This window comes from Bradyrhizobium sp. USDA 327 (genome assembly GCF_041262065.1).
Taxonomy (GTDB): domain Bacteria; phylum Pseudomonadota; class Alphaproteobacteria; order Rhizobiales; family Xanthobacteraceae; genus Bradyrhizobium; species Bradyrhizobium liaoningense.
Map to the genome: position 1 here is coordinate 4,846,131 of NZ_JBGCCW010000001.1, position 23,651 is coordinate 4,869,781.

At 64.3% G+C, this 23,651-nt stretch carries 18 protein-coding genes, 1 tRNA gene and 1 pseudogene; 5 read left to right on the top strand and 15 right to left on the bottom strand.

Translation table 11 applies throughout. From position 1 onward, the window contains the following. Complete coding sequence (locus ABIA42_RS22785) at positions 1 to 1,011, bottom strand: HlyD family secretion protein (protein WP_370123978.1); 1,011 nt, start codon at positions 1,009 to 1,011, stop codon at positions 1 to 3. Positions 1,012 to 1,754: 743 nt separating this feature from the next. On the opposite strand from ABIA42_RS22785, the gene ABIA42_RS22790 reads away from it, so the two are divergent. Next, positions 1,755 to 2,093 (top strand): hypothetical protein, encoded by a 339-nt coding sequence (locus ABIA42_RS22790; RefSeq protein ID WP_370120969.1) that lies wholly within the window; start codon positions 1,755 to 1,757, stop codon positions 2,091 to 2,093. Positions 2,094 to 2,770: 677 nt separating this feature from the next. Here the strand turns inward: ABIA42_RS22790 and ABIA42_RS22795 are convergent. From ABIA42_RS22795 to ABIA42_RS22815, 5 genes are all read right to left on the bottom strand, one after another. After that, positions 2,771 to 2,846, bottom strand: a tRNA-Lys gene (locus ABIA42_RS22795). Between the two features lie 166 nt (positions 2,847 to 3,012). Further along, entirely contained in the window at positions 3,013 to 3,609 is a 597-nt protein-coding gene (locus tag ABIA42_RS22800; protein WP_271530763.1) for a Spy/CpxP family protein refolding chaperone, read from the bottom strand. Positions 3,610 to 3,809: 200 nt separating this feature from the next. Further along, on the bottom strand, positions 3,810 to 4,814 hold the full coding sequence (locus ABIA42_RS22805; protein WP_028180623.1) for a TRAP transporter substrate-binding protein: 1,005 nt from the start codon (positions 4,812 to 4,814) through the stop codon (positions 3,810 to 3,812). Between the two features lie 215 nt (positions 4,815 to 5,029). Beyond that, positions 5,030 to 6,592, bottom strand: a complete 1,563-nt coding sequence (locus ABIA42_RS22810) for a 2-isopropylmalate synthase (RefSeq protein ID WP_370120964.1) — start codon at positions 6,590 to 6,592, stop codon at positions 5,030 to 5,032. A 399-nt stretch (positions 6,593 to 6,991) separates the two neighbouring features. Continuing rightward, positions 6,992 to 7,261: a hypothetical protein gene (locus tag ABIA42_RS22815; RefSeq protein ID WP_370123975.1), complete on the bottom strand. Its 270-nt coding sequence runs from the start codon at positions 7,259 to 7,261 to the stop codon at positions 6,992 to 6,994. Positions 7,262 to 7,437: 176 nt separating this feature from the next. Here ABIA42_RS22815 and ABIA42_RS22820 point away from each other — a divergent pair, with 176 nt between their 5' ends. From ABIA42_RS22820 to ABIA42_RS22835, 4 genes are all read left to right on the top strand, one after another. Next, on the top strand, positions 7,438 to 8,676 hold the full coding sequence (locus ABIA42_RS22820; RefSeq protein ID WP_271530765.1) for an SMP-30/gluconolactonase/LRE family protein: 1,239 nt from the start codon (positions 7,438 to 7,440) through the stop codon (positions 8,674 to 8,676). 225 nt (positions 8,677 to 8,901) lie between these two features. Continuing rightward, positions 8,902 to 10,167, top strand: a complete 1,266-nt coding sequence (locus tag ABIA42_RS22825) for a calcium-binding protein (RefSeq protein WP_370143647.1) — start codon at positions 8,902 to 8,904, stop codon at positions 10,165 to 10,167. Between the two features lie 280 nt (positions 10,168 to 10,447). Further along, complete coding sequence (gene uvrA, locus ABIA42_RS22830; protein ID WP_271530766.1) at positions 10,448 to 12,958, top strand: excinuclease ABC subunit UvrA; 2,511 nt, start codon at positions 10,448 to 10,450, stop codon at positions 12,956 to 12,958. 148 nt (positions 12,959 to 13,106) lie between these two features. Then, the gene (locus tag ABIA42_RS22835; RefSeq protein ID WP_370120958.1) at positions 13,107 to 14,417 is read left to right on the top strand and encodes an ABC transporter substrate-binding protein; all 1,311 of its coding nucleotides are present in this window, start codon (positions 13,107 to 13,109) and stop codon (positions 14,415 to 14,417) included. A 195-nt stretch (positions 14,418 to 14,612) separates the two neighbouring features. Here the strand turns inward: ABIA42_RS22835 and ABIA42_RS22840 are convergent, their stop codons facing one another. The 9 genes and pseudogenes from ABIA42_RS22840 to ABIA42_RS22880 all read right to left on the bottom strand — a co-directional run bounded on the left by ABIA42_RS22840 (position 14,613) and on the right by ABIA42_RS22880 (position 23,553). Continuing rightward, positions 14,613 to 15,782, bottom strand: a complete 1,170-nt coding sequence (locus ABIA42_RS22840) for a Gfo/Idh/MocA family protein (RefSeq protein WP_370120955.1) — start codon at positions 15,780 to 15,782, stop codon at positions 14,613 to 14,615. Positions 15,783 to 15,826: 44 nt separating this feature from the next. Continuing rightward, complete coding sequence (locus ABIA42_RS22845; protein ID WP_370120952.1) at positions 15,827 to 16,141, bottom strand: septal ring lytic transglycosylase RlpA family protein; 315 nt, start codon at positions 16,139 to 16,141, stop codon at positions 15,827 to 15,829. Positions 16,142 to 16,243: 102 nt separating this feature from the next. Beyond that, positions 16,244 to 17,089: a CmcJ/NvfI family oxidoreductase gene (locus ABIA42_RS22850; protein WP_271530770.1), complete on the bottom strand. Its 846-nt coding sequence runs from the start codon at positions 17,087 to 17,089 to the stop codon at positions 16,244 to 16,246. A 348-nt stretch (positions 17,090 to 17,437) separates the two neighbouring features. After that, a complete protein-coding gene (locus ABIA42_RS22855) occupies positions 17,438 to 18,376 on the bottom strand; it encodes an ABC transporter substrate-binding protein (protein WP_370120948.1) in 939 nt (312 codons plus the stop codon). Further along, positions 18,373 to 19,474, bottom strand: a pseudogene (locus tag ABIA42_RS22860) (LLM class flavin-dependent oxidoreductase). Before ABIA42_RS22860 ends, ABIA42_RS22855 begins: the two are co-directional and overlap by 4 nt. 21 nt (positions 19,475 to 19,495) lie before the next feature. After that, positions 19,496 to 20,668: an acyl-CoA dehydrogenase family protein gene (locus tag ABIA42_RS22865; RefSeq protein WP_370120942.1), complete on the bottom strand. Its 1,173-nt coding sequence runs from the start codon at positions 20,666 to 20,668 to the stop codon at positions 19,496 to 19,498. Further along, the gene (locus tag ABIA42_RS22870; RefSeq protein ID WP_271530774.1) at positions 20,662 to 21,459 is read right to left on the bottom strand and encodes an ABC transporter ATP-binding protein; all 798 of its coding nucleotides are present in this window, start codon (positions 21,457 to 21,459) and stop codon (positions 20,662 to 20,664) included. Before ABIA42_RS22870 ends, ABIA42_RS22865 begins: the two co-directional genes overlap by 7 nt. Next, positions 21,453 to 22,475, bottom strand: coding sequence for an ABC transporter permease (locus ABIA42_RS22875; protein WP_370120939.1), 1,023 nt, complete (start codon positions 22,473 to 22,475; stop codon positions 21,453 to 21,455). The genes ABIA42_RS22870 and ABIA42_RS22875 overlap by 7 nt, the downstream gene beginning before the upstream one ends. Beyond that, positions 22,453 to 23,553 (bottom strand): ABC transporter substrate-binding protein, encoded by a 1,101-nt coding sequence (locus tag ABIA42_RS22880; RefSeq protein WP_271530776.1) that lies wholly within the window; start codon positions 23,551 to 23,553, stop codon positions 22,453 to 22,455. Before ABIA42_RS22880 ends, ABIA42_RS22875 begins: the two co-directional genes overlap by 23 nt. Between the last annotated feature and the right edge of the window lie 98 nt (positions 23,554 to 23,651).

The following is a 23,651-nucleotide window of genomic DNA, read 5'->3' on the forward strand; positions in this document are numbered from 1 at the left end:
TCAATCCCCCGCATCAAGAGGATCGTTCTGGATGCGCTTTTGCAGGAAGTCCGGCCAATTGGGCGGGTTCGGATCGAGGCGCACATAGCCGGTGCCACGGGTGCCCGTTTTCACCTGGTCGAGGTGACGTTCGACGAGGCTCGGTGACATGCGCAGCTTGACCCGGAACATCAGCTTGTCGCGCTCGCTGCGCGTTTCGACCTGCTTGGGCGTGAACTGAGCCTCTGGAGATACGAAGCTCACTTTGGCCGGAACGGCGAAATCGGCACCGTCGAACTGAATTCGTGCCTGCGACCCGATCGGTATACGCATGACCTGCTCCGAGGGGAGATAGATCTCCATGTAGATCTCCGACAGGTTGACGATCGTCAGGACCTTGCCGCCCGCCGAAACAACTTCGCCGGGATTGGCGAGGCGATAAAGAACGCGGCCCCGCACCGGCGCCACGAGGATGGCATCAGCGATCTGGGCGTCGATCTGATCAACGAGGGCTTTTGCGGCCGTAATCGACATCTCGCGCGCCGTCACAGTCTTCTGCGCAGCTTCAAGGACAGCGCGCGCAGAATCGCGTTCACTCTGCGCCTCATCGCGGGCCTGCTGGCTGACCGCCCCGGTCCCAACGAGCGTAAGCGCCCTGCGAAGGTTTGTTTGCTTAAGGGTCATCTCCGCCTGCCGCTGAGCAACGGTCGCCTTCGCCTCGAGCATCGAGGCTTCCTCAGAAGCCACGTCGGCGGCATATTTGGCGCGCTGCGCCTGCAACTCCGTGGTATCGATGCGGGCGAGCACTTGGCCCACCATGACGAGATCGCCTTCCTGGGCGAGCACCTCTCGGACGCGTCCGGCCGACTTCGCGGCGATGTCGACCTGATTGGATTCGATTCGCCCGTTCCCCGACACAAGCCCCTCGGGCAGCTTGCCCTGCTGGCCCTGCCGCCAATACCAGACGCCGCCAGCGGCAGCTGGGACAAGCAAAATGAATATCAATAGAGCAGCTTTCTTGAAGCTAGGCATCTGCACGGCAGCGCACCTCTTTTCCGAGACGAAAGACCTTAGTTGTACATTCGGTGATGTTTGCTGATCCAGCTCAATGCCGAATCCGCTTCCATGATCGGCGTGCGCTAGAACAAAAGCGCCGTCGTGTCTGGCGTGCGAGTGCATAGTACGGGCAAGCCGATTGACATGCTGATGAACAGGCACCGCTCGTCAGCAATATTGTGAAACAATTCTATCGAGCTGCGCGGGAGAGACCCCGCAGCACGTGTGGCTTGCCATGCCGAGGATCGGAGTCTGACAGTGATGGTCGGGCTGAAAGGAGTTGGAGCTTTCAGCAATTCCGGGGCAGTTCACGAGCGACATCCAGTACTGCGTTCAGCAAGTGGAGCGGGATCAGGTACGGAGTGTTGGTTGGCCCCTGCGCGATCATGAGCAAACGCTTCAGCTCGTTCGGTAACCAACTGATCGAGCTGCATCGAGGAGGCCATTGAAACAGGTAAATCCGCTTCAGTGTCTATCAGTTTATTCCGAAGGTGACGAGCAACAGCAGGACGGCATCCATGATCAGAAGCGCTCCAGTCGAACCGCGCGTTCCTAAATTAGCGCTCTGATAGCCACGCTCTCAGCGGCATTCACTTGAGGACAGGAAAGCGTCTTGCGTCTCGGACCTACCCCGCGAGAAGGCATGGAGTTCAATCATCCAGAGGGACGCATCGTGCAGGTTACGATGCCCGAATTTTCCGCATAGGTGGCCGCAGCCGATGCGATCGAACACCCTTCGGTCGGCGATAGCCTTCATCTGTGACCGTCAAATTATGCGCAACGAGCGCGACGTCGAGGGCCGGCACGCTTTCCGACAGAGCAAGACCGGAGAACTTGTCGACATCAAAGAGACGCCACAACTCAGCGCACGGCTGAATGCCTCGCGTGCACGCGTAAAGGAGCTCAAGCTTCGGCTTCAACTGGATAAGGTGCCACCCGAGTTCGTGGTCAACGAGGACAATGGCGAGCCGTATGACGAGAGTACCTATCGCCATTGGGTGTCGACCGCCCGGGCCGTCGCGATCTTCGGCTTTCTCGCGCGCGATAACGCGCGCTAGGCAATTGTACGGGCAGAGCGACTGAGAACGCCGAACTGAGCAAATACGTCGACAGGCTGTTCGCCTCTTTTCCTCCCGACGAGGAGAACAAGGCGCAGCGCGCTCGAGCGGTCGATCAGCGCAAGCGCGCATTAGGGGAATGGCTGGATGCGCAGACCGCACGCGACAGCAATGGAGATGAGATAGCATGGCGCCTGATGCCTTGTGCCGCGCTGATGCTTGTAAACGGCGCCGGCGAACTCGACCAAAAGCACGACCAAGATCTACGTGATACCTGCGTCATGCTTCTCGATCGAGCTGGCTGCGACTTGCTGACGATCTGCGACATTACTGGACATTCATGCCGAAGCGCGCAGACGATCGTGAAGCACTACCGCGCCCGCAATGCGGCTCGCGCCGATTCCGGCATCGACAGGCTTGAATTGCAGGTGCGGAAGGAAGGCATGAAGGGCTTGAACGCAGAACGGTCGGTCTCGTTGGGTGGTGTTTCAGCCGAGCATGGTCTCCAGCCTAAGGTCGCGCGCGCCGCCAATCTCGACGATCGCCCGCGTCTGATGACGCCCAAATTATCCGACTCGTCGCACGGCGTGCGACATACGACCATCAAAAGCGTCGCACGAGACCCGCTTTGTTCTGCCGCCGAATTAAAAAAGCCCTTGCGGGCCAATGTCTTAAGGTGGTGGGCGCACCAGGGCTCGAACCTGGGACCCGCTGATTAAGAGTCAGCTGCTCTACCAACTGAGCTATGCGCCCGAAAGGCGGCTAATGCCTTGCGAGGCCGGTCGTTTAGCAAAGCGATCCGGGGATGGCAAGCGATTGGGCGCAAGTTTTCCAAGGCTTCGTCCACAGGCCCAGAAATGCGAAAAGCCGCTGGATTCCAGCGGCTTCGCCACGGTTAATGGCCGGAAACCCGAGCCGCTCAGAGCCGGCCCTCGCGGTCCCGGTCCGGGCCGCCGTCACGGTCGAAGCGGTCATGGTGGAAGTGGTCCATGCCCCGGTCCATCATGCGGTCCATGCGGTCCATGAAATGGCGGTGCCGCGGCCCATCCTCGCCGCCGCCGAACGGGCCGCGGTGGCGGGTCAGCACGGCGAGGCGCCGTTTCTGGCCCTCGTCCAGGGTCTTGTAGAGCGGATCGGCGGCATCGGCGATCTTCTTCAGGGCGGCGGAGCTGGCGCCCATGTCCTCGGCGCGCTGGCGCAGGCGGGCGATCGGATCCTCGGCCTTGTCGGCATCACCGGGACCGGCATTCATCCGCGCATTGGCGCGATCGATGCGCAGCTTGGCGAACTCCCGCACGGCGGCCTCGACCGGCGGCCACAGCTTCTCCTGATCGGCGTTGAGCTTCAGCCCGGCATGGACGGCGGCGATCCGCGCGTCGACGAAGGCGGCGCGGTCCTCGGGGTTCATGCGCATGTGGCGGACGTGCTCCATCCACGGGCGATGATATTGGGCATAGACCGCGCCCGAGCCGGCGATGCTGAGCACGGCGATGGCTGCGATGGTGAATTTCCTCATACGAACCTCCTCTTGAAGGATGCTCCGAGGATGAGCGCGGCGCGGCTGACGCGCAACTTACAACTTGGACAGGGAGCGCGTTGTTACGAAGATGTAACGGCCGATTTTACCTCCAGCCGCGATCGGAAATCATTCGCAACAAGAAGGCTTCCGTGCGGACCGCACGGAAGCCTTCGTTCATCATTCATCGTCCGTTAGGATTAGTTCGTCGTGCTCTTCGCTTCCTTCTGGAACTCGTCGATCAGCGACTGGCCGACGCGGCTTGCGGCGTCCTTGTAGACCGGCTCCATCGCCTTGCGCATCGCCTCGTCCTGCTCCGGCGTGAGCTTGATGATCTCGCTCTTGCCGCTCTTCTTGATCTCGGCGAGCGCGTCGTCGTTCTCCTTCTGCGACTGCGTGTTGCTGAAGGCGGTCGCCTCCTTCATCGCCTTGGAAAGCTGGTCGCGGATGTCGGCCGGCAGATCGTCCCAGAACTTCTTGTTCACGATCACGACGTAGCCGATGTAGCCGTGGTTGGTCTCGGTGATGTACTTCTGCACCTCGTGCATCTTCTGGGTATAGATGTTCGACCAGGTGTTCTCCTGACCGTCGACCACGCCGGTCTGCAGTGCCTGGTAGACTTCCGAGAACGCCATGACCTGCGGCAGCGAGCTGAGCGCCTTGAACTGGGCCTGCAGCACGCGCGAGGACTGGATGCGGAACTTCACGCCCTGATAGTCGGCAGGCGTGATCAGCTTCTTGTTGGCGCTCATCTGCTTGAAGCCGTTGTCCCAATAGGCAAGGCCGGTGATGCCCTTGGCATCCAGCAGCTTGAGCAGCTTTGCGCCGAGCGGGCCTTCCGTCACCTTCCGCAGCGTCTTCAGGTCAGGCAGGATATAGGGCAGATCGAATACCTCGAACTCGCGAATGCCCAGCGGCCCGAACTTGGAGTTGGACGGTGCCAGCATCTGCACGCTGCCGAGCTGGAGCGCCTCGAGCTCTTCCTTGTCCTTGTAGAGCGTCGAGTTCGGGTAGACCTCGACCTTGACCTTGCCGCCGGTGTATTTCTCGGCGAGCTCCTTGAATTTCTCCGCCCCCTTGCCCTTCGGCGTGTCGGTGGCGACGACGTGGCTGAACTTGATGATGATTGGCGATTGGGCCAGTGCCGGCCCGGTCAGGCCAAGTGCCAGTACCGCCATGGACGCGGCGATCGCGAAGGTGCGCATAATCTCTCCCTGGTGTTATTGGGCCGCCCGACATGCCGAGCGGCCTATCCTCATGCCGGCTGCATTCATACAGACCGGCATCGCCAGAGGCTATTGGCCGTTAGCAGGGCAGCCATCTCCTCGGCGGTATTCCGGAGCGGTCCGAGACCGAATCCGGAATTTCGAAATTCCGGGGCTGGTCCTTCGGACCATCCCGGAACGACAGGCTTCGCTCGTCAGCTCGCCGCCGCGGTCGTCACCGTGTCGCGCTGGCGCTTCATGACGATCTTGTTGAGCGCGCCGAGATAGGCCTTGGCCGAGGCCACCAGCGTATCCGGGTCCGCCGCGCGTGCCGTCATTGAACGGCCGTCATGCGACAGCCGCACCGAGACTTCGGCCTGCGCATCGGTACCTTCGGTGACGGCGTGGACCTGATACAACTCCAGCTTGGCCTCGTGCGGCACCAGGCGCTTGATGCAGTTGAACACCGCGTCGACGGGACCGTTGCCCTCGGCCTCCTCGATCTTGATCTGGCCGTCGACGTCCAGCTTCATGGTCGCGCGCTGCGGGCCATGGGTGCCGGCGATCACCGTCAGCGAGGTCAGCTTGATGCGGTCGTGGGACGCCGCCATCTCCTCGTCGACCAGCGCCTCGATGTCCTCGTCGTAGATGTCCTTCTTGCGGTCGGCCAGCGCCTTCATCCGCGTGAACGCATCTTCCAGCTGGTTGGGGCCGAGCTTGTAGCCCATCTCCTCCAGCTTATGCACGAAGGCATGACGGCCGGAGTGCTTGCCGAGCACCAGCGAGGACTGCTTCAGGCCGACCATCTCCGGCCGCATGATCTCGTAGGTGGAAGCGTCCTTCAGCACGCCGTCCTGGTGGATGCCGCTCTCGTGCGCGAAGGCATTCCGGCCGACGATCGCCTTGTTGTACTGCACCGGGAATGAGGTCGCCGCCGACACCAGCTTCGAGGCGCGTGTCAGCTGCGTGGTGTCGATCCTGTTCCAGTAGGGGAATTTGTCGTTGCGGACGTTGATCGCCATCACGATCTCTTCGAGCGCCGCGTTACCGGCCCGCTCGCCGATGCCGTTGATGGTGCACTCGACCTGGCGCGCGCCGCCGACGATGCCGGCCAGCGAGTTCGCGACTGCCATGCCGAGGTCGTTGTGGCAGTGCACCGAGAACACGGCCTTGTCCGAGTTCGGCACGCGCTCGATCAGCGTTCTCATGAAGTGGGTGTATTCCTCCGGCACCGTGTAGCCGACGGTGTCGGGGATGTTCACCGTGGTGGCGCCGGCCTTGATGACGGCCTCGACGATGCGGCACAAAAAGTCCATCTCGCTGCGGGTGCCGTCTTCCGCCGACCATTCGACGTCGTCGATCTGGTTGCGGGCGCGCGCGACCATGGCGACCGAGGTCTCGATCACCTGCTCGGGGGTCTTGTTCAGCTTCACCCGCATATGCAGCGGCGAGGTCGCGATCACGGTGTGGACGCGGCCGCGCTTGGCGAATTTCACCGCCTCGGCGCAGCGGTCGATGTCGGCCGGATGCGCGCGGGACAGTCCGGCGATGACTGCGTTCTTGGAGCGGCGGGCGATCTCGCTGACGGCCTGGAAGTCGCCTTCGGAGGTGATCGGGAAGCCGGCCTCGATGACGTCGACGCCCATATCATCCAGCAGCTCGGCAACCTCGAGCTTCTCCTCGAAGGTCATGGTGGCACCAGGGCACTGCTCGCCGTCGCGCAGCGTGGTGTCGAAAATGATGACGCGGTCCTTGTCGGACTTGTTCTGGGTGGCCATTACGAAATTTCCTTTTGAGCGTTTGCGCCGTTCAGACCTTTTTGGTCCCTTGGCGCTTGAGGTGTCCGGTGATCTCGACCAACCCCTGAGCGCCCAGGCGCGTGGCGCCCAGCCGGCCCTCAGGGGCAAGTAAGAAGGAGGCCGCCAATAAGGAGGGTGGGCAGCAACGCGGCCGAGGTCGTGGCGGCGGCCAGAGCCACCTCCCCCGAAATCCCCTCGATTTGGCCGCGAATCGACATTGCCGGACCCTTTTGAGCCACAAATCCTCGGCCAAAACCGTTGACGGTTCGTTGCCGGAAGGCTCAGTACGGCCCGTTTCTAGACGAAAAACGGCTGCAACTGCAACGCCAAAAGATGGTCAGCATATTTGACCTAGCAGGCCCACATAGCCCGAGGCGGCTATCCCGCGCCGGTGCGGCGGGCTCGGGCCCGGCTCTCCCAACGGTCCAGCATCTGGCCGAGCTCACCGGTCGGCACGGGTGCAGCGGTGCCAGCCTTCGCAAGCTCGTTGGTATTGGCCGGCGCGTTCGCATGGAGCCAATCCGGTTCGCTGTATTCGCGCCAGCGGCGTGCCTCCGCACGCCTTTTGCGGGAGACGTAGTCGCGCGCGAAATAGCCGGCCGCAAATGCGATCGCGAGGATGAAGACCAGGACGACAATTTGCACAATGAGCTCCGGCTTTATCCCGTCAAACTCTCATCCAAAACGCACTCGAAGGTGACGAAATTGCGACCCGCCATCGCGCCGTGGTTTCGATTCCACCTCTCGCAACCGACACCGGACCGGACTAACCTTCGGCCGCTCGGCCGGATCAACCGGCCAGTGAACATGATCGGGAGGACGCGATGACACGCCAGGAGGCTCGTGACCACGAGCAGCGTGACCAGGACGCTGCGCTTTCACGACGAACACTTGTCCGGGGACTTACGCTCGGCGCCGCTGCGACCGTGATGGGAGCCGGCTCCGCGCTGGCCCAGACCGGGCCCGCCGCACCGCCGACCACCATCACGACCCCGCCGCGCGATTTCGGGCCCCACGGTGCGCCGACGACCTATTTCTGGGACCCCGACATCATCGCGGTCGATCCGTCCTTCAACGATCTCGCGCAGCCCAACACCGCGATCAAGCGTCTGTACACCGGACTGCTATGGGCCGAAGGCCCGGCGTGGAGCGCGCAGGGCCGGTATCTTCTGTGGAGCGACATTCCCAACAACCGGCAGATGCGCTGGAGCGAGGACGACGGCCGCGTCAGCGTGTTCCGCTCGCCCTCCAACAATTCCAACGGCAACTCCTTCGACTTCCAGGGACGCCAGCTCTCCTGCGAGCACCTGACGCGCCGGGTGACGCGCTACGAGCATGACGGCACCGCCACGGTGCTGGCGGACTCCTATCAGGGTAAGAAGCTGAACTCGCCGAACGACATCGCGGCGCATCCCGATGGCAGCTACTGGTTCACCGATCCGCCCTATGGCGGCCAGCTCTATGAGGGCGAGCCCGACGTCGCGGGCGGCCCGAGCAATGCGGGCGGCAAGCTCAATCCGCGGATCGGCCAGCCGGCCGGCTTCGTGCCGGGCAAGCGCGAGCTGCCGACCAATTGCTATCGCATCGACCCTTCCGGCCGCATCGATCTCGTCGTCACCGAGGACCAGGTGCCCGACCCGAACGGGCTCTGCTTCTCGCCCGACTACAAGAAGCTCTACATCGCCTCGACCGGCAAGGGACCTGGAGACACCGGCCCCGGCGGCAAGGGCGAGATCTTCGTGTTCGACGTCGGCAGCGACAACAAACTCTCCAATCTCAAGAAGTTCAGCGATTGCATGATCGACGGCGTGAAGTGCGGACCGGATGGCCTGCGCTGCGACGTCAATGGCAACCTCTGGGCCTCCAGCAATGCCGGCCGCGCCGTCGGCTACAGCGGCGTGACCGTGTGGTCGCCGGAGGGCAAGCTGCTCGGCCGCATCCGCCTGCCTGAAGTCTGCGGCAACGTCTGCTTCGGCGGCCCGAAACGAAATCGTCTTTTCATGGCCGCCAGCCAATCGCTCTACGCAGTGTACACGGCGACGCAAGGCGCTGGCCCGGGCTGAGCGGAACCGTGCACGAGCGAGCGCGCCGGCGTGAAGCGCCGGCGCGTGAATTTACGTTCTGTGACAGCACGACGACACGCTGATCGCAGTTCCCCAAACCTCGGGCAAATCTCCGCCATTAATTCAACGAAGATAGGTCGCGCAGCAGACCGTGGCGTGCGGGGGAAGCGTGATGCTCTCTCCGAGCGCGACCGAACATCAGGTGGGAGTTGCGCGATGCGCTGCATGCCAAACGACACGATCATCGTCAGCGTCGGAGACCTGCAAGTTGTGACCGCTTTTGGAGATCCGGGCCTGCCGACCGACGCCCACGGCGGGAACGATATAATGATAGCCACGGTCCGTGCGGGCCACGGTGTCTTGACCTTGCTCGGTGACGAAGCAGACCTCCAGGGGCGTTCGCGCGGAGGAAACGACCTCCTCGTCGCGGACATCGAGGGCTACGGCACCTATGCGTATATCGACGGCGATGCGCAGACGATGTCCGGTCACTCCCGTGGCGGCAATGACACGATCTACGTCGATGCCTCGTACACGACATATTCGAGTGTCTCTGTGCTGGGAGACGCCGGAAACACGATGTCGGGCGATGCAAGGGGAGGCAATGACGATATCACCGCAGTGATGGGGAACAGAGCGTTTGGCTCCTTCGGCGGCGACACCGGTTACATCATGAGCGACAATGCCCATGGCGGCAACGATATCCTCCACGTGACCCAGGCCGGCATCTATGGCGGAGCGACGATGTCGAGGGATGCGCTCTACGCCATGAGCGGCAACACACGTGGCGGCAACGACATCCTCATTTACACCGTCGGCGCCGAAGCCCGTTCGGGAGGGGCCTCTCTCGAGGGGGATACGTATTATATGAGCGACAACGCCCGTGGAGGCGACGACATCCTGATCGCGGCCGTCGATGGCAATCCCGACTCGACGTCCATCGCACTCACCGGGGATGCCTCGAACATGTCGGGCAATACGCAAGGCGGAAACGATATCCTTCTCGGCGGCGAGCGCGGCGATTGGCTGTATGGCGATGCACGCATCTATGCCCCAACCGCGCCCGGCTCTATCACGGGCGGCCGCGATCTCCTCAGCGGCGGTGGCGGCAATGATCAGCTCTGGGGCGGACCAAACAACGATCTGTTCGTATTCGGGACAGGCTCGGGCCAGGACGTGATCAACGATTTCGATCAGGGCAACAAGGCCGTCGGCAGCATGGTGCGGGAGCATGATGTGATCGACGTCCACGCCTACGGCTTTGCGGGCTGGGCCGATCTGAAGAGCCTGATCAGCGACGACGGGCGCCGGCAATGCGGTGATCCAGCTGACGGCCAACGACACGATCACGCTGGACGGCATCCATGCCGCCGATCTCAATGCCAGGGACTTCATCGTCTGAGGCGCGGCTCGCCGGAGGGCAATCGCATATGGGAGATTCGCCTGTGGCCATCCTTCGAGACACCCGCCGTTGGCGGGCCCTCAGGATGAGGACCGAACGGGTTGCGCTACTTTCAACGGGCGCCGATGCTGTTTAGCCTCATCCTGAGGAGACCGCGAAGCGGTCGTCTCGAAGGACGAGGCGTGCACTCAGCTCGCACAAAGCGGCAATGCGATAGCTCTGCGGGTTGGCTGGTTGCCCAGGGCGCTTGCAAGGCCCGTCGCGATCACCGCGGCGGGCCTTCGCTTTGTACAGAACGGAAGCGGCCGCTGGCATCGAAGGACCCATCCTGCGATCTTGTCGTTACCCGTGCGGGGGAGTGGAGGCAAGATGGACGATCGAGCAAAGCTAACCGGGAGCCTGACGCAGGACGACGGCTTCGTCCGGGTCCGGGGCGCGCGGGAGCACAACCTCAGGAACGTCGACGTCAGGATCCCGCGTAACGCCCTCGTCGTGTTCACGGGCGTCTCGGGCTCCGGGAAATCTTCGCTCGCCTTTGGAACGATTTACGCCGAGGCGCAGCGGCGCTATCTGGAATCGGTGTCGCCTTACGCCCGGCGCCTCTTCCACCAGATGCAGATCCCCGAGGTCGATGACATCGAGGGCCTGCCGCCCGCGGTGGCACTGCAGCAGCAGCGTGGCGCGCCGACGACGCGGTCGTCGGTCGGCAGCGTCACCACCATCTCGAACCTTCTCAGGATGCTCTATTCCCGCGCCGGCGACTACCCGCGGGGGCTGCCGATGCTCTATGCGGAGTCGTTCTCGCCCAACACGCCCGAGGGCGCCTGCCCGACCTGCCACGGCATCGGCCGGATGCTCGACGTCACCGAGAAATCCATGGTGCCCGACGACACCAGGACGATCCGCGAGCGCGCCGTCGCGGCCTGGCCGAGCGCCTGGCAGGGACAGAACCTCCGGGACATCCTGACGACGCTCGGCTACGACGTCGACAAGCCCTGGCGCGAGCTGCCGAAAAAGGACCGCGACTGGATCCTGTTCACCGAGGAGCAGCCGACCGTCCCGGTTTATGCCGGCTACGACGCCGCCGAGGTCAAGCGCGCCCTGCGCCGCAAGGAGGAGCCGAGCTACCAGGGCACGTTCACCGGCGCCAAGCGCTACGTGATGCAGACCTACGCCAAGTCCGAGAGCGCGATGATGAAGCGCCGCGTCGCGCAATTCATGATCATCCGGGACTGCCCGACCTGCCACGGCACGCGACTCAAGCCCGAGGCGCTCAGGGTCAAATTTGCCGGCCTCGACATCGCCGAGATGTCGCATCTGCCGCTCAAGCAGTTGCACGAGCTGATCAAGCCGTTCGCAAAAGCCTCGACGGACAGGTCGGAGAAAGCCGTCGTCGCCCGGCGCATCTGCGAGGATCTGTCGGCACGTCTGGCCGTGCTGCTCGACCTCGGCCTCGGCTATCTCGCCTGCGAGCGCAGCACCCCGACACTGTCGCCGGGCGAGTTGCAGCGCTTGCGTCTTGCGACGCAGGTCCGCTCGAACCTGTTCGGCGTCGTCTACGTGCTCGACGAGCCGTCCGCAGGTTTGCATCCCGCCGACACCGAGGCACTGCTGCGCGCGCTGGACCGGCTGAAGCACGCGGGTAACTCGATCTTCGTGGTCGAGCACGAGATCGAGGTGATCAGGCATGCCGACTGGCTGGTGGATGTCGGCCCCGATGCCGGCGAGGGCGGCGGGCTCATTCTCTACAGCGGGCCGCCCGAAGGGCTCGGTGACATCGAGCAATCGCGAACCGCGCATTACCTCGCGCATCCGCGAAAGAAACTGCCGGCGGTCCGCCGCGAGCCGAAGGGACATCTGAAGCTCAAGGGCGTGACCCGCAACAATCTGCGCGGCCTCGACGTCGACATTCCGCTCGGTGTCATCGCCAGCATCACCGGCGTGTCCGGCTCCGGCAAGTCGAGCCTGATCAGCCAATTTCTCGTCGAGGCCGTGGCCGAACATCTCGGCCATACGCTTGCCACTGATGCCGATGACGACAGCCTCGCCCCGACGGTCGAGACGTCAGGCGGCAGAATCGTTGCCGGCCTCGACCGGATCAACCGCCTCGTCGTGGTGGATCAGAAGCCGATCGGCCGCACGCCGCGATCCAATCTTGCGACCTATACCGGTCTGTTCGACCATGTCCGGAAACTGTTCGCCGCAACCCCGCAGGCAAAGTCCCGACGCTACGATGCCGGCCGCTTCTCGTTCAACGTCGCCAAGGGCCGCTGCGCGACCTGCGAGGGCGAAGGATTCGTTTGCGTCGAGCTGTTGTTCCTGCCCAGCGTCTACGCGCCCTGCCCGACCTGCAAGGGCGCGCGCTACAACGACAAGACGCTCGAGGTGAAGATCGACGGTAAATCCATCGCGGACGTGCTGGCGATGCGCGTCGACGAGGCCTTCGCGTTCTTCGAGGGCGATGCTGCGCTCAGCCGTTCGCTGTCCGTCGTTCGCGAGGTCGGCCTCGGCTATATCCGCCTTGGCCAGTCCGCGACTGAACTGTCCGGCGGCGAGGCGCAGCGCATCAAGCTCGCGACCGAGCTGATGCGCCCGCAACGCGGCCACACGCTCTATGTGCTGGACGAGCCAACCACCGGCCTTCACCCGCGCGATGTGGAGCGGCTGATCGCCCAGCTCGATCGGATCGTCGATGCCGGCAACAGCGTGATCGTTGTCGAACACGACATGGACGTCGTGGCGCACAGCGACTGGATCATCGATCTCGGCCCCGGCGCCGGCGACGAGGGCGGCCGGATCGTCGCCTCGGGGACACCGGATCAGGTCGCCACAGCCGGCGGGAAAACGGCGCCTTATCTGGCGCGGCGCTTGGCGCAGTAGCGCACGATCGCGCCGGGCCTGACCGTTATTTCGCAATTGCGTTCTACGGCGCACCCGACTTTCGCGATGTTGACTTTCCGCTGTCCCCCTCACCATACTTCGCAAAAAAATAACAACCAATCATAAGACGGTTTTGAGGGAGGATAGGATGCCGACTTCACGCAGGCAGCTGCTGAAGGGTACGGCGGCTGCCGCCGCCGCACTCAGCCTCGATTGGACCAGGGCCCAGGCGCAGGCCGAGAATTTACGCATCGGCCTGATCTACGACCTCACCGGCCCCTTCGCCGCCGGCGGCTCGGTCGCCTCGTCGATCGGCGCGCAGATCGCGATCGATCTCGTCAACGAGAAAGGCGGTATCGGCGGCAAGACCAAGATTGCTCCGGTCGCCGCGGATTCCCAGAGCAAGCCCGACGTTGCGATCAACGAGGCCGAACGGCTGATCAGCCAGGAGAAGATCGACATCCTCAACGGCGTCTATGCGAGCTCGCATGCGGTGCCGCTCGCGGCCAAGGTCGAACAGCAGAAGAAGATCCTCTGGATCACGACCGCGGTCTCGACCGCCGTGTTCAAGGACAAGAACCTGCAATACGTGTTTCGCGCGCAGATCCATTCGGATCAATACGGGCAGGCCTTTGCAAGCTTCATCAACGAGCATGCGAAAGCCAAGCTCGGCATGGACCCGAAGGAGGTCAAGGTCGCGTTGATCCACGAAGACGGGCCCTATGGCGTCGGCGTCGCCGCGGCCGACGAAGCCTATGCCAAGCAGGCCGGCATCCCGGTGGTGCTGCGCGAGGGCTATTCTGCCTCGGCGCCGGACCTGTCGGTGCTGGTCACGAAGATCAAGCGCGCCAAGGCCGACGTCATCTCGCATGCCGGCTACAACCCTGATATCACCCTGTTCCTGCGCCAGGCACGCGAGAGCGGCCTGCGCTTCAAGATGCTGTTTGGGGCCGGCGCCGGCTACAGCCAGCTCGACAAGCTGCGCGCCACCTTCGGGGCCGACATCGACAATTTCTGCAACATCGACCCGGTGCCGGCGCAACTGCTCGACCCCGCCAAGCTCGCGCCGGGCATGGGCGATCTGATCAACGCCATGGTCACGCGCTACAAGGCCAAGACCGGTGCGACCGACGTACCGCCACACTGCTCGATGGGCTTCAACCAGACCTGGGTGCTGCTCAACAACGTGCTGCCGGTCGCCAAGGAGAAGTACGGCAGCTTCGAGCCCGAGGCCATCCGCAAGGCGGCGCTCGACGTCGACATCCCCGCAGGCGGCACCATCCAGGGCTATGGCGTGAAATTCTTCCCGCCAGGCACGCCGCTGTCCGGCCAGAACGAACGCTCGACACCGGTGGTGATGCAGAACGCGGGCGAGCACATCTCGGTGGTGTGGCCGACCAACATCAGGACACAGGACCCGGTGTTCCCGCTGCCGAAGGGCTCGACCTACGGGACGTGAGGCGGCGTGCGCGGCACGGTCGGTGCCACCCTCCCCTGGAGGGGGAGGGTCGGCTCACATGGAGCGCAGCGAATGTGAGGCGGGGTGGGGTGATCTCTCCTCACGGGCACTGCCCGATTGGAGAGGTCACCCCACCCCGCTCGCGCTTCGCGCGATCGACCCTCCCCCTCCAGGGGAGGGTAAGAAGCAGCCCCCCTACAGCATCACTCGCCGTCCCTCCTCCGCCGCCCAATAGCCGGCGTAGTTCACCTTGATCGTCTCATACGCGAGCGCGAGGTCCGACAGCGGCTGTCGTCCGGTCGCAACGCATTCCATGAAGTCCTGGATCTCCTGCAAGTACCCGCGCGTCCATTCCTCCTCGAGGCAGACATATTGCCAGCCGGTCTTGCGATCGACTTTCTCGGTGATGTAGACGCCCGCGAGCTTCTCCTCGCTGGTCTGGTAGCTCATCAGATGGGTGTTCGGGGTGATGTTGGCGAACAGCGAGCCGCCGCTCGTATAGGTCTCGATCAGATTGCGCACGCCGCCCATGATCATGTCGCCGGAGAACACGGTGGCCTTGGTGCCGTCGGAGAACGTCGCCGTCAGCGTTCCCCAGTCCTCGACGTCGACGGGATTGGCCTTGATGAAGCTGCGCTCTTCGGGCTTGAGGCCGGCGGTGACGTTGCCGACGTCGCCGGTGACGCTGGCGACGCGGATGGTCTCGCCGCGCGCCTTCGCTTCGACCTGCTTGAGATACAGCACGGCCGAGAGCGGATGGCAGCCCATGCGGATCAGCGAGCCGCCGCCGGTCATCGCCCATTGTGCGGCATGGGCGGCGTGCGAGCCGGAATGGCTTTCCTCGCCCTTCATGAACAGGATCTTGTCTTTCGTCGCCCTGACGATCTCCGCGGTCTTGGTCACTGCCGGCGCGTAGATCCAGTCCTCGGCATACATGAAGAGCTTCCCTGTCCGCTCGATCGCGGCGCGTGTCGCATCCATCTCTTCCAGCACGCGCTCATACATCAGCGCCTTCGGCACGTGCTTGCCGATGGGCTGCTCGTCGCCCTCGCGGCCGAAATAGCCGGCGAAGGGCTTTTCGCAGATCACATGCTTTCCGGCCTGCATCGCGCCGACGATCATCCCGGCATGGAGATTGGGCGGGGTGCAGATGTCGATGACGTCGAGATCGGCGTCCGCGATCAGATCGGCGAAGCTGCGATAGACGCGCGGGATGTTGTGTCGATCGGCAAATTCAATGACGTGGCCGCCACGCGCCGCAACCGCCGCGACCTCGACGTCCACGCCATAGACGCGCCGGAACGCATGCATGTGCAGCTCCGATACGAAGCCGCAGCCGACGACTCCCACCCTGATCCTGGCCATGGTGCCCCCTTGCTTTGGGGCGGCACTATAGCGCGCTCAGAAGCCTATTCCACCAAGACGCGCACCACGCCCGCGCTCATCATGCCGAGCGCGCGGGCGGCCGGCACCGAGAGGTCGACGATACGCCCGCGGATGAAGGGACCGCGATCGTTGACGCGGCATTGGATCGTGCGTCCGCTATAGGACACCATGAGCACGCTGCCGAACGGGCGCGTGCGATGGGCGCAGGTCAACTCGCCGTCTTTGCCGGCTTTCGCGTATCTGTAGTACGAAGCAAGCCCGCTTTCAGCGTAGGCAACAGAAAAGGAAAAAAGCAAAAAGCTGGCCAGAGATACCAGTAGCGTCGTCTGCGCTTGCACGGCACCCTCCCGGGTTGCCCTGCCCGGCCTGCAAACGTCCCTTGTTCCGCAAAGTTCCAGGAACATTGCCGTGGCGATGCCCGGCAATGCCATCGCACTTCGTTACTCCCGGTGGAACACCAGCGTGCGGACTTCGATGCTTTCGCGGGGCGCCGCATCGGCCGGCGTGGTCGGATCGACGAACGCAGTGTGCGGTCCGAAACGGGTGCGGCCGTCGGGTGCGGAATCGTAGCACTTCAGCAGCAGCGCCTCGTCCGGCGTCATCTCCGGGAAATAGAACCAGCGGTGGTTCGGATTGTATCTCACCGAATAGATCTCTCCGCGTCGGTTGGGATAGATCAGGTCGGAGGCGACGAGATCGCCGGGATCGACCGTCGTGCCATCGGCCATTGCGAGCGGGGAATCGCGCAAGGGGCCGCGGATCGGACGCCAGAGATTGATCACCTGCACGCGTCCTTTCAGCAGCTCCTCGGCCTCGTCAGGCAGATGCTCACGTACACGGTTGGCGCCGGAGATTGCGGTCTGGTCGACATGGACGCGCGTGGCCGGCTGGCGCGGGCCGCCGTCGCGAATATCCGGCGCACCTTCGACACGCTTGCGCACGGTGTGATCGAAGATGAAGACGCGATCCGCCTTCAAAGTGGCTCGCAGGAATGCCTCGACCGCGGGATAATAGACCGCCCTCACCTCTTCGTCGTTGTAGAAATCCTTCACCCGGGTCGGGTGACGCACCAGCGCAAAGCCCTCACGATCGAGCGAGAAATCTTGCGCGATCAGCCGTGCGTCGAAAATCGGCACCTGATGCGGTTCCGGCAGCGACGTGCTCTTGGGCTCGCCCGGCGGCGGGTCGAAGGCGTAGGTGCGCGGCTTGCCTGATGTCGGTGCGAGATAGTTGAGTTCGGCAGTGACGAAGGGAAGCGATTCGATTCTTGTTTCTTGCAGGCCCATGGCCGGTCTCCCGATGTGGTCGTTTGATTGATCTTGGCGGTGGGCCGGGCGGCGCAAGGGAGGTGCCGCGAATAGCGATGAGGATGTTGTCGCGAGCGAGGAATGCAGAATGAATCAGTCGAGGATGGCGGTCGCTTTGACGATGCTCTTCTCTCTTCACGAATGCTTGAGAGACTCACGAGCTCTCGCGACCGCCGCCGTGATCCCGGGGCGCCCGAAGGGCGAGCCCGGAATCCCTCGAGCCGCGATGCTTGTAGATAATGGATTCCGAGTTCGCGACTTGGTCGCGCCCCGGAACGACACCGGAGCAGCGTTCGACCCTGCGCCGGGTCCGGACACGAGAGGTTCCTACAGCCCCGCCTTTGCGATCGCGTCCGCGAAGGAGCGATCGACGATCTCGGTTGCATCGAGCTTCTGCTTGATCAGACCCCAGCGGAAATAGAGGTCGATCGTGCTCTGCTCGTCCGCAACCACGCCATCATCGATCGGAGCGATCCGGATCTTTGCGCGCGACAGCCAGTTCTGCGGCACGGCGGCCGGGATGTTCATCAGCCTGCCCCAGGTCGCGGCATAGCTATCGACGTTGCTCAGGGACCACGCCCGCGCTGCGGTGAGACGTCGGACGAAGTCGGTCAACTCCGCGCGCTTGTCGCGGATCGCGTCTGGCCGCGCCACCTGGAAACTCAGCCCCGGCGTCAGGCCCTCCGAGGTGATGATGCGTCGCGACTTGAACAGCACCTCCTCCTGGCTGACATAGGGCTCCCAGGTCGACCACGCATCAACGGAGCCTTGCGTGTAGGCAATCTTGGCGTCCGAGGGCGCCAGGAATGCGATCTGCACGTCGCTCGCACTCCAGCCGTTCTTCTCCAGCGCGGCGAGGATCAGCTGATGGCCAATCGAGCCGCGGCCGGTGGCGATCTTCTTGCCGCGCAGATCGGCGAGGCTCTTGATCGGCGAACTCTCCGGTACGAGGATCGCAAGGCCCTCGCGCGTCTGGCGGATCGCGGCGATCGCCTTGACCGGCGCGCCGGAGGCGGCGGCGAAGGTGAAAGGCGCATCACCGACGAGCCCGGTCTCGATCGCACCGGCGCTGAGCGCTTCGAGCAGTGGAGCTGCCGCTGGAAACTCCTTCCACTCGATCTTGTAGGGGACGTCCTTGAGCACGCCGGCCGCTTCCATCACGGCCTGTGCATTACCCTTCTGATCTCCGACGCGGAGCGTGGTTTGTGCCGCCGTCAGCCCGAACGAGCCGAGCAGCAGCGCGCCTGCCAGCATGAGACGGATCATTCCGCAGCCTCACCGCGAACGGCCTGACGCTTCGCGATCAGCTCGCGCGTCCGCGGGATCAGCTCACGGCCATACTCGATGGCGTCGATCAGCGGGTCGAAGCCGCGGATCAGGAAATGGCTGATGCCGAGATCGTAATAGTCGCCGAAGACTTCGGCGACCTGCTCGGGGGTACCGACCAGGGCCGTCGTGTTGCTGTTGGCGCCGGTGAGTTTTGCGACCTCCGTCCAGAGCCGCTTGTCGATGCGGCTGCCCTGGTCGGCGAGCGCGAGCAGGCGCCGGGCACCGGCGGTGGCATGGCCGTCCGCGGGCTTGCGATAGCCGGTCTTGTCCTGGAGTGCGGTGGCGCGCGCCAGAATCTCCTCGGCCTTCTCCCAGGCCAGCTTTTCAGTCGGGGCGATGATCGGCCGCACCGAGAGACTGAAGCGCGGCGTTGGCCGCCCATGCCGAACCGCCGCGTTGTGGACGCGGGAGGTGATGTCGCGTACCTGCGCATAGGATTCGCCCCACAGCGCAAAGGTATCGGCATGCTTGCCGGCGACGTCGATCGCCGCATCCGAAGCGCCGCCGAAATAGATCCGGATGCCCTCCGGACGATAGGGCTTCACCTGCGAGAAGGCGTTCTCAACCTGATAGTACTTGCCCTTGTAGCTGAACGACTTGTCGCTGGACCACTCCAGCTTGAGGACATCGAGAAACTCCGAGGTGCGGGCATAGCGCTCGTCCTTGTCGTCGAGCGTGTTGGCCGTCCTGCCGAAGCTCGGTAGCGTTGCCGCCGGTGATGACGTGGAGCGCGACCCTGCCGCGGGAGAACTGATCGAGCACGGCGGACTGCCGCGCCAGCAGCGTCGGCGCGGTGAAGCCGGGCCGCTGCGCGATCAGCACGTTGAGGCGGCTGGTCGTGCTGAGCACGTGCTGGGCTACCTGGAGCGAGTCGGGCGTCGTCGAATGAAACGCCAGCAGCGCACGATCGAAGCCGGCGTTCTCGTGCGCCTTCGCCACCGTCTCGATGTGGGTCGGGTTGAGGACCGGTCCTTCGCGGACGATGGACTCGGACGAATTGTTGTTGCTGATGAAGCCGATGAACTCAATCGACATGATCGTCTCCCTGTTGATGTCCTAGAGGCCGAGTGCGGCGCGGCCGAGGCCGACGCGCGTGGAATCGTCCTGTGGCGTGTGCACGCGACCGCACAGGACGTCGCGATAGTGCCGCTCCAGCGGATTGGTACGGCTGAGACCGTGATTGCCGGTGAGCGATAACGCGTCCTCGACCGCGGCGACGGCATTGTTGGTCACCGTCAGCTTGACGGCATTGGACTCGCCGGCGGAAAGCTTGACGCCCTCGTCGACATCGCGGGCGAACGTGTCGATCAGCCGCGCATTGACCGCGAGCCGCGCCTCGATTGCGCCGAGAATCTCCTGCGCGCGCGGCAGTGTTGCGAGCGGTGCGCCGAGGCTGGCGGGCACGCGCTGTTTCAGGAATGTGATCAGCCAGTCGCGTGCGGCGCGGGCGACGCCGTCATAATTCGCGGCGACGAAGACGGCGTGGACCGCCGCCTGTGCAATGTCGGGCGCGCGCCAATCCGCCGGCTTGCGAACGTCGATCTCGGCATCGCGCGGAATCACGACGTCCTCGAAAATCACGTCGTGGCTGCCGCTGGCGCGAAGGCCGTGGTGGTCCCAGGTCTCGACGATGCGCGTGCCCGGCAAGCCTGCCGGCACCAGGAACTGACCGACGCGCGGCTCGGCTTCGTCGGTCCGCGCCCAGACCAGGTACCATTTCAGGATCGGCGATCCCGTCGAATAGATCTTGTGGCCGGTCAGGCTCCAGCCGGTCTCGGTCCGACGCACAATCGTCGCTGGCAGGCCGCCGCGCGCCGGTGAACCGAGCTCCGGCTCGACGCGCAGCGCGTTAATCAGCGCGAGGCCTTCCACGCTCTCGCGCGCAAGCTTGCGCGACAGCCGCGCCGGCCAGGTCGGGCTGCGTGCCATGACGAGATGATTGATGTAATGCATCGACAGCACCAGCGCGGTCGACGGATCGGCCCTACCGATGATGCCGATGACGCGCGCGGCGTAACGCGCGCCCGCACCTGCCCCGCCATGAACGGCTGGCACCGTCAGCGACAACAGGCCCGCCTCGGAGAGCTCGCCAAAATTCCGGAACGGAAAGGTCCCGGTGCGGTCGTGCTCGGCGGCGCGCGCGGCAAAGCTTGCCGCAAGCGTCTCGGCACGGGCGACGTAGTCGGGCTGGCTATGGACCGTGCGGTCCTCGGCTGCGAACGTCACCATGTGGCATCCAACCCCAGCAAACCAAGGATCTGGCGACGCAGATCGGCCAGATACGGATCGCCGCGATGGCGCGGATATGGGCGGTCGACGCGGATGTCGGCCTTCACGCGCGCGGGACGATCGCTGAAGACGATGACCCGGTTGGCAAGCACCAGCGCCTCCTCGGCGTCGTGCGTCACCAGCAGGGTGGTAAAGCCCTTGCGTTGCCAGAGCGAGACGAGCTCGGCCTGCATGGTGATGCGGGTGAGCGAGTCGAGCTTTCCCAGCGGCTCGTCGAGGATCAGGATCTTGGGATCATTGACCAGCGCCCGCGCGAGCGCGACGCGCTGCGCCATGCCGCCGGAGAGCTGGTGCGGGTAGGCCTTGCGGAAGGAGGACAGCCCGACGAGATCGAGCGCGGCATCGACGCGGTGACGCTGACTCTTGAGGACGCCCTGCGCCTCGAGCCCCAGGGCGACGTTGTCCCAGACCGACCGCCAGGGAAACAGGGTCGGGTCCTGGAACACGACCACGCGCGAGGGATGCGGACTTCTGATCCGGTCTTCGTCCTCCCGCAGCCTCCCCGCCTTGGGCTTGTCGAGGCCAGCGACCAGCCGCAGCAAGGTCGACTTGCCGCAGCCGGAGGGGCCGAGCAGGGCGACGAACTCGCCGGGCTCGACCGAGATGCTGACGTCGCTCAACACCGGCAGCTCGGTCCCGTCGATGTCGAAGGCATGGCTGACCTGCTCGATGTCGAGCGCGGCGCCGGCGGCCGGATGCGTGGCAATTTCGGCCAGAGCTGCGGCTACCATTTCACGGTCCCCTTCTGCCAGATCAGCAAGCGGTCGCGGATCGAAAACAGCAGTGTGATCGCGCCGGAGCAGAGCAGCGACATCACGATCAACGCCGCATACATGTTGGCGTAGGCCGCCCAGCCCTGCGCCCACTGCAGGTACCAGCCGAGCCCGGCCTTGACGCCGATCATCTCGGCGACGACGAGCACGGCGAAGGACGAGCCGAGCCCCATGAACAAGCCGACGAAGACGTGCGGCAATGCGGCGGGGATCGCGACCTTCAGCACCAGGAAGGACGGCTTCGCGCCCAGCGTGCGCGCGACATCGTAATAGGCGTTACTGACGCTCGCGACGCCCGACCAGGTCAGCACGGTGACAGGAAAGCCCGTCGCCAGCGCAATGAGGAAGGTCGATGCGCTCCAGCTCGAGGGGAAGGTGAAAAAGGCGATCGGCAGCCAGGCGGTCGCCGGCAACGGACCGATGAAGCGCAGGACCGGGTGCACCCAATAGCCGACCGCCCGCGACCAGCCGATCGAGACGCCGGTCAGGAAGCCGACCGTCGCGCCGATCAGATAGCCGCCGAGTTGAAGTTTCACGGACGCAAAGACGCTGTCGAGCAGCTTTGGCAAGTCGTCGGTGTAGACCTCGATGATCGCCTGCGGCGGCGGAAAGAACGGCAGCGGCAGCCAGGCGAACTTTGCGGTCGCGACCTCCCAAACCGTCAGGAATGCGCCGAGCGCGACGAGCCATGGCGCCCGCTTGTGCAACGCTCGTCCCGCCGCGCCGAGATAGTCGGCGCCGACGGTCCCGAACAGCGCGATGGCAGCAATGACGAAGGCCACGATGCCGAGCGAATGCGTGCGCGACCAGTCGCCGACGTCCGCCCACCACAGGCAGGAGAGGCCGAAGGCGATCCAGACGACGCTGGCGAGAAAGCCGACGCCGGACTGCCGCACCCAATGTGCGAGCAACGGCGCGCGCGAAAGCCGCGGCGCGCCGGAGGCAAGCCCGTCAGACAGCGAATACGTCGACATAGATGCGCTCCGCGAATTTGGCCGTGTCGGTGCTCTGCTTGAAGACCTGCACGCTCTTGAGATCGTCGGCATAGGCCTTGAGCTCGCGCTTCAAGATCTCGCCGACGGGATGATGATGGTGGGTGTGGTAGCGCACCATGCCCTCGATATCGGCGAGCGTGGCCGCCTTCGGCGCGTAAGGCTGGAACGACTTCGCCGCGACGGACGAATTTTGCGAAGTGAACATCGCCGCATCGAGCAGCGCCTGCGTGATGGCGCGGGCGACCTGCGGCTCCTCGCGCACCAGGCTGCCGCGCAGGCCGAGGATGCAGCAGCTTTTCTCGCGGTATTCGCCGTCGAGATTGGACGCGACTTCCTTGTACTGAGTGTCCTTGAGCCAGAGATAGGCGAGCGGATCTGACGAAAGGAAGGCCTGCACCTCGCCCTTCTCCACGGCGACGTTGAGCAGATTGCCGGGATAGGCACGCCAGTCCACGTCCTTCACCGGATCGATGCCGAGCTTCGCCAGTTGGATCGAGAAGAAATTCTTGTCGGGGCCTGCGAGATCACCGACCGCAACGATCTTGCCCTTGAGGTCGGCGAGCTTGGCGACGCCGGAATCGGTGCGCGACAGCACGCGCATGCAGCCGCCATGGGTGCCCGCGGCGATCTTGACGTCAAAGCCCTGTTCCAGCGGCTTCAGCCAGCGCAGCGCCATGCCGAGGCCGGCATCGCTCTTTCCTGTCGCGATCGCCTCGAGCAGCTGGTCGGTCGATCCGGAATAGTTGACGAGTTCGACGTCGAGATTGTGCTTCTGGAAGAAGCCGTGCTCGATGGCGACTGGCACCGGCGCGAGACAGACGGCGCCGGCGTTCCACGACAGCTTCAGCTTGCGCGGCGCGCCGGTGAGCGCGGGCGCATCCGATGCCGTCCGGCACAGCGGAAATTCCGAGAAGTCGACGCCCGACGCGATCCCGCGCGGCACGAAGGCCTGCGCTCCCAGTGCGCCCAGCGGCGCGGCGAAGGCCGCAGCAAGCCCCGCCTGCAGCAGATAACGGCGGTCGAGGCTTGCTCCGCTGCGCTTGTCGTCATTCTTCATCGGCCCCTGGCTCCTGCGCTGGCACGACTCCGCCGTCTGCGCAACGGCTCGCGTTGCGCATGTTCCGGGCGGAGCTGCGTTGAGAGAAGATTTTCCCG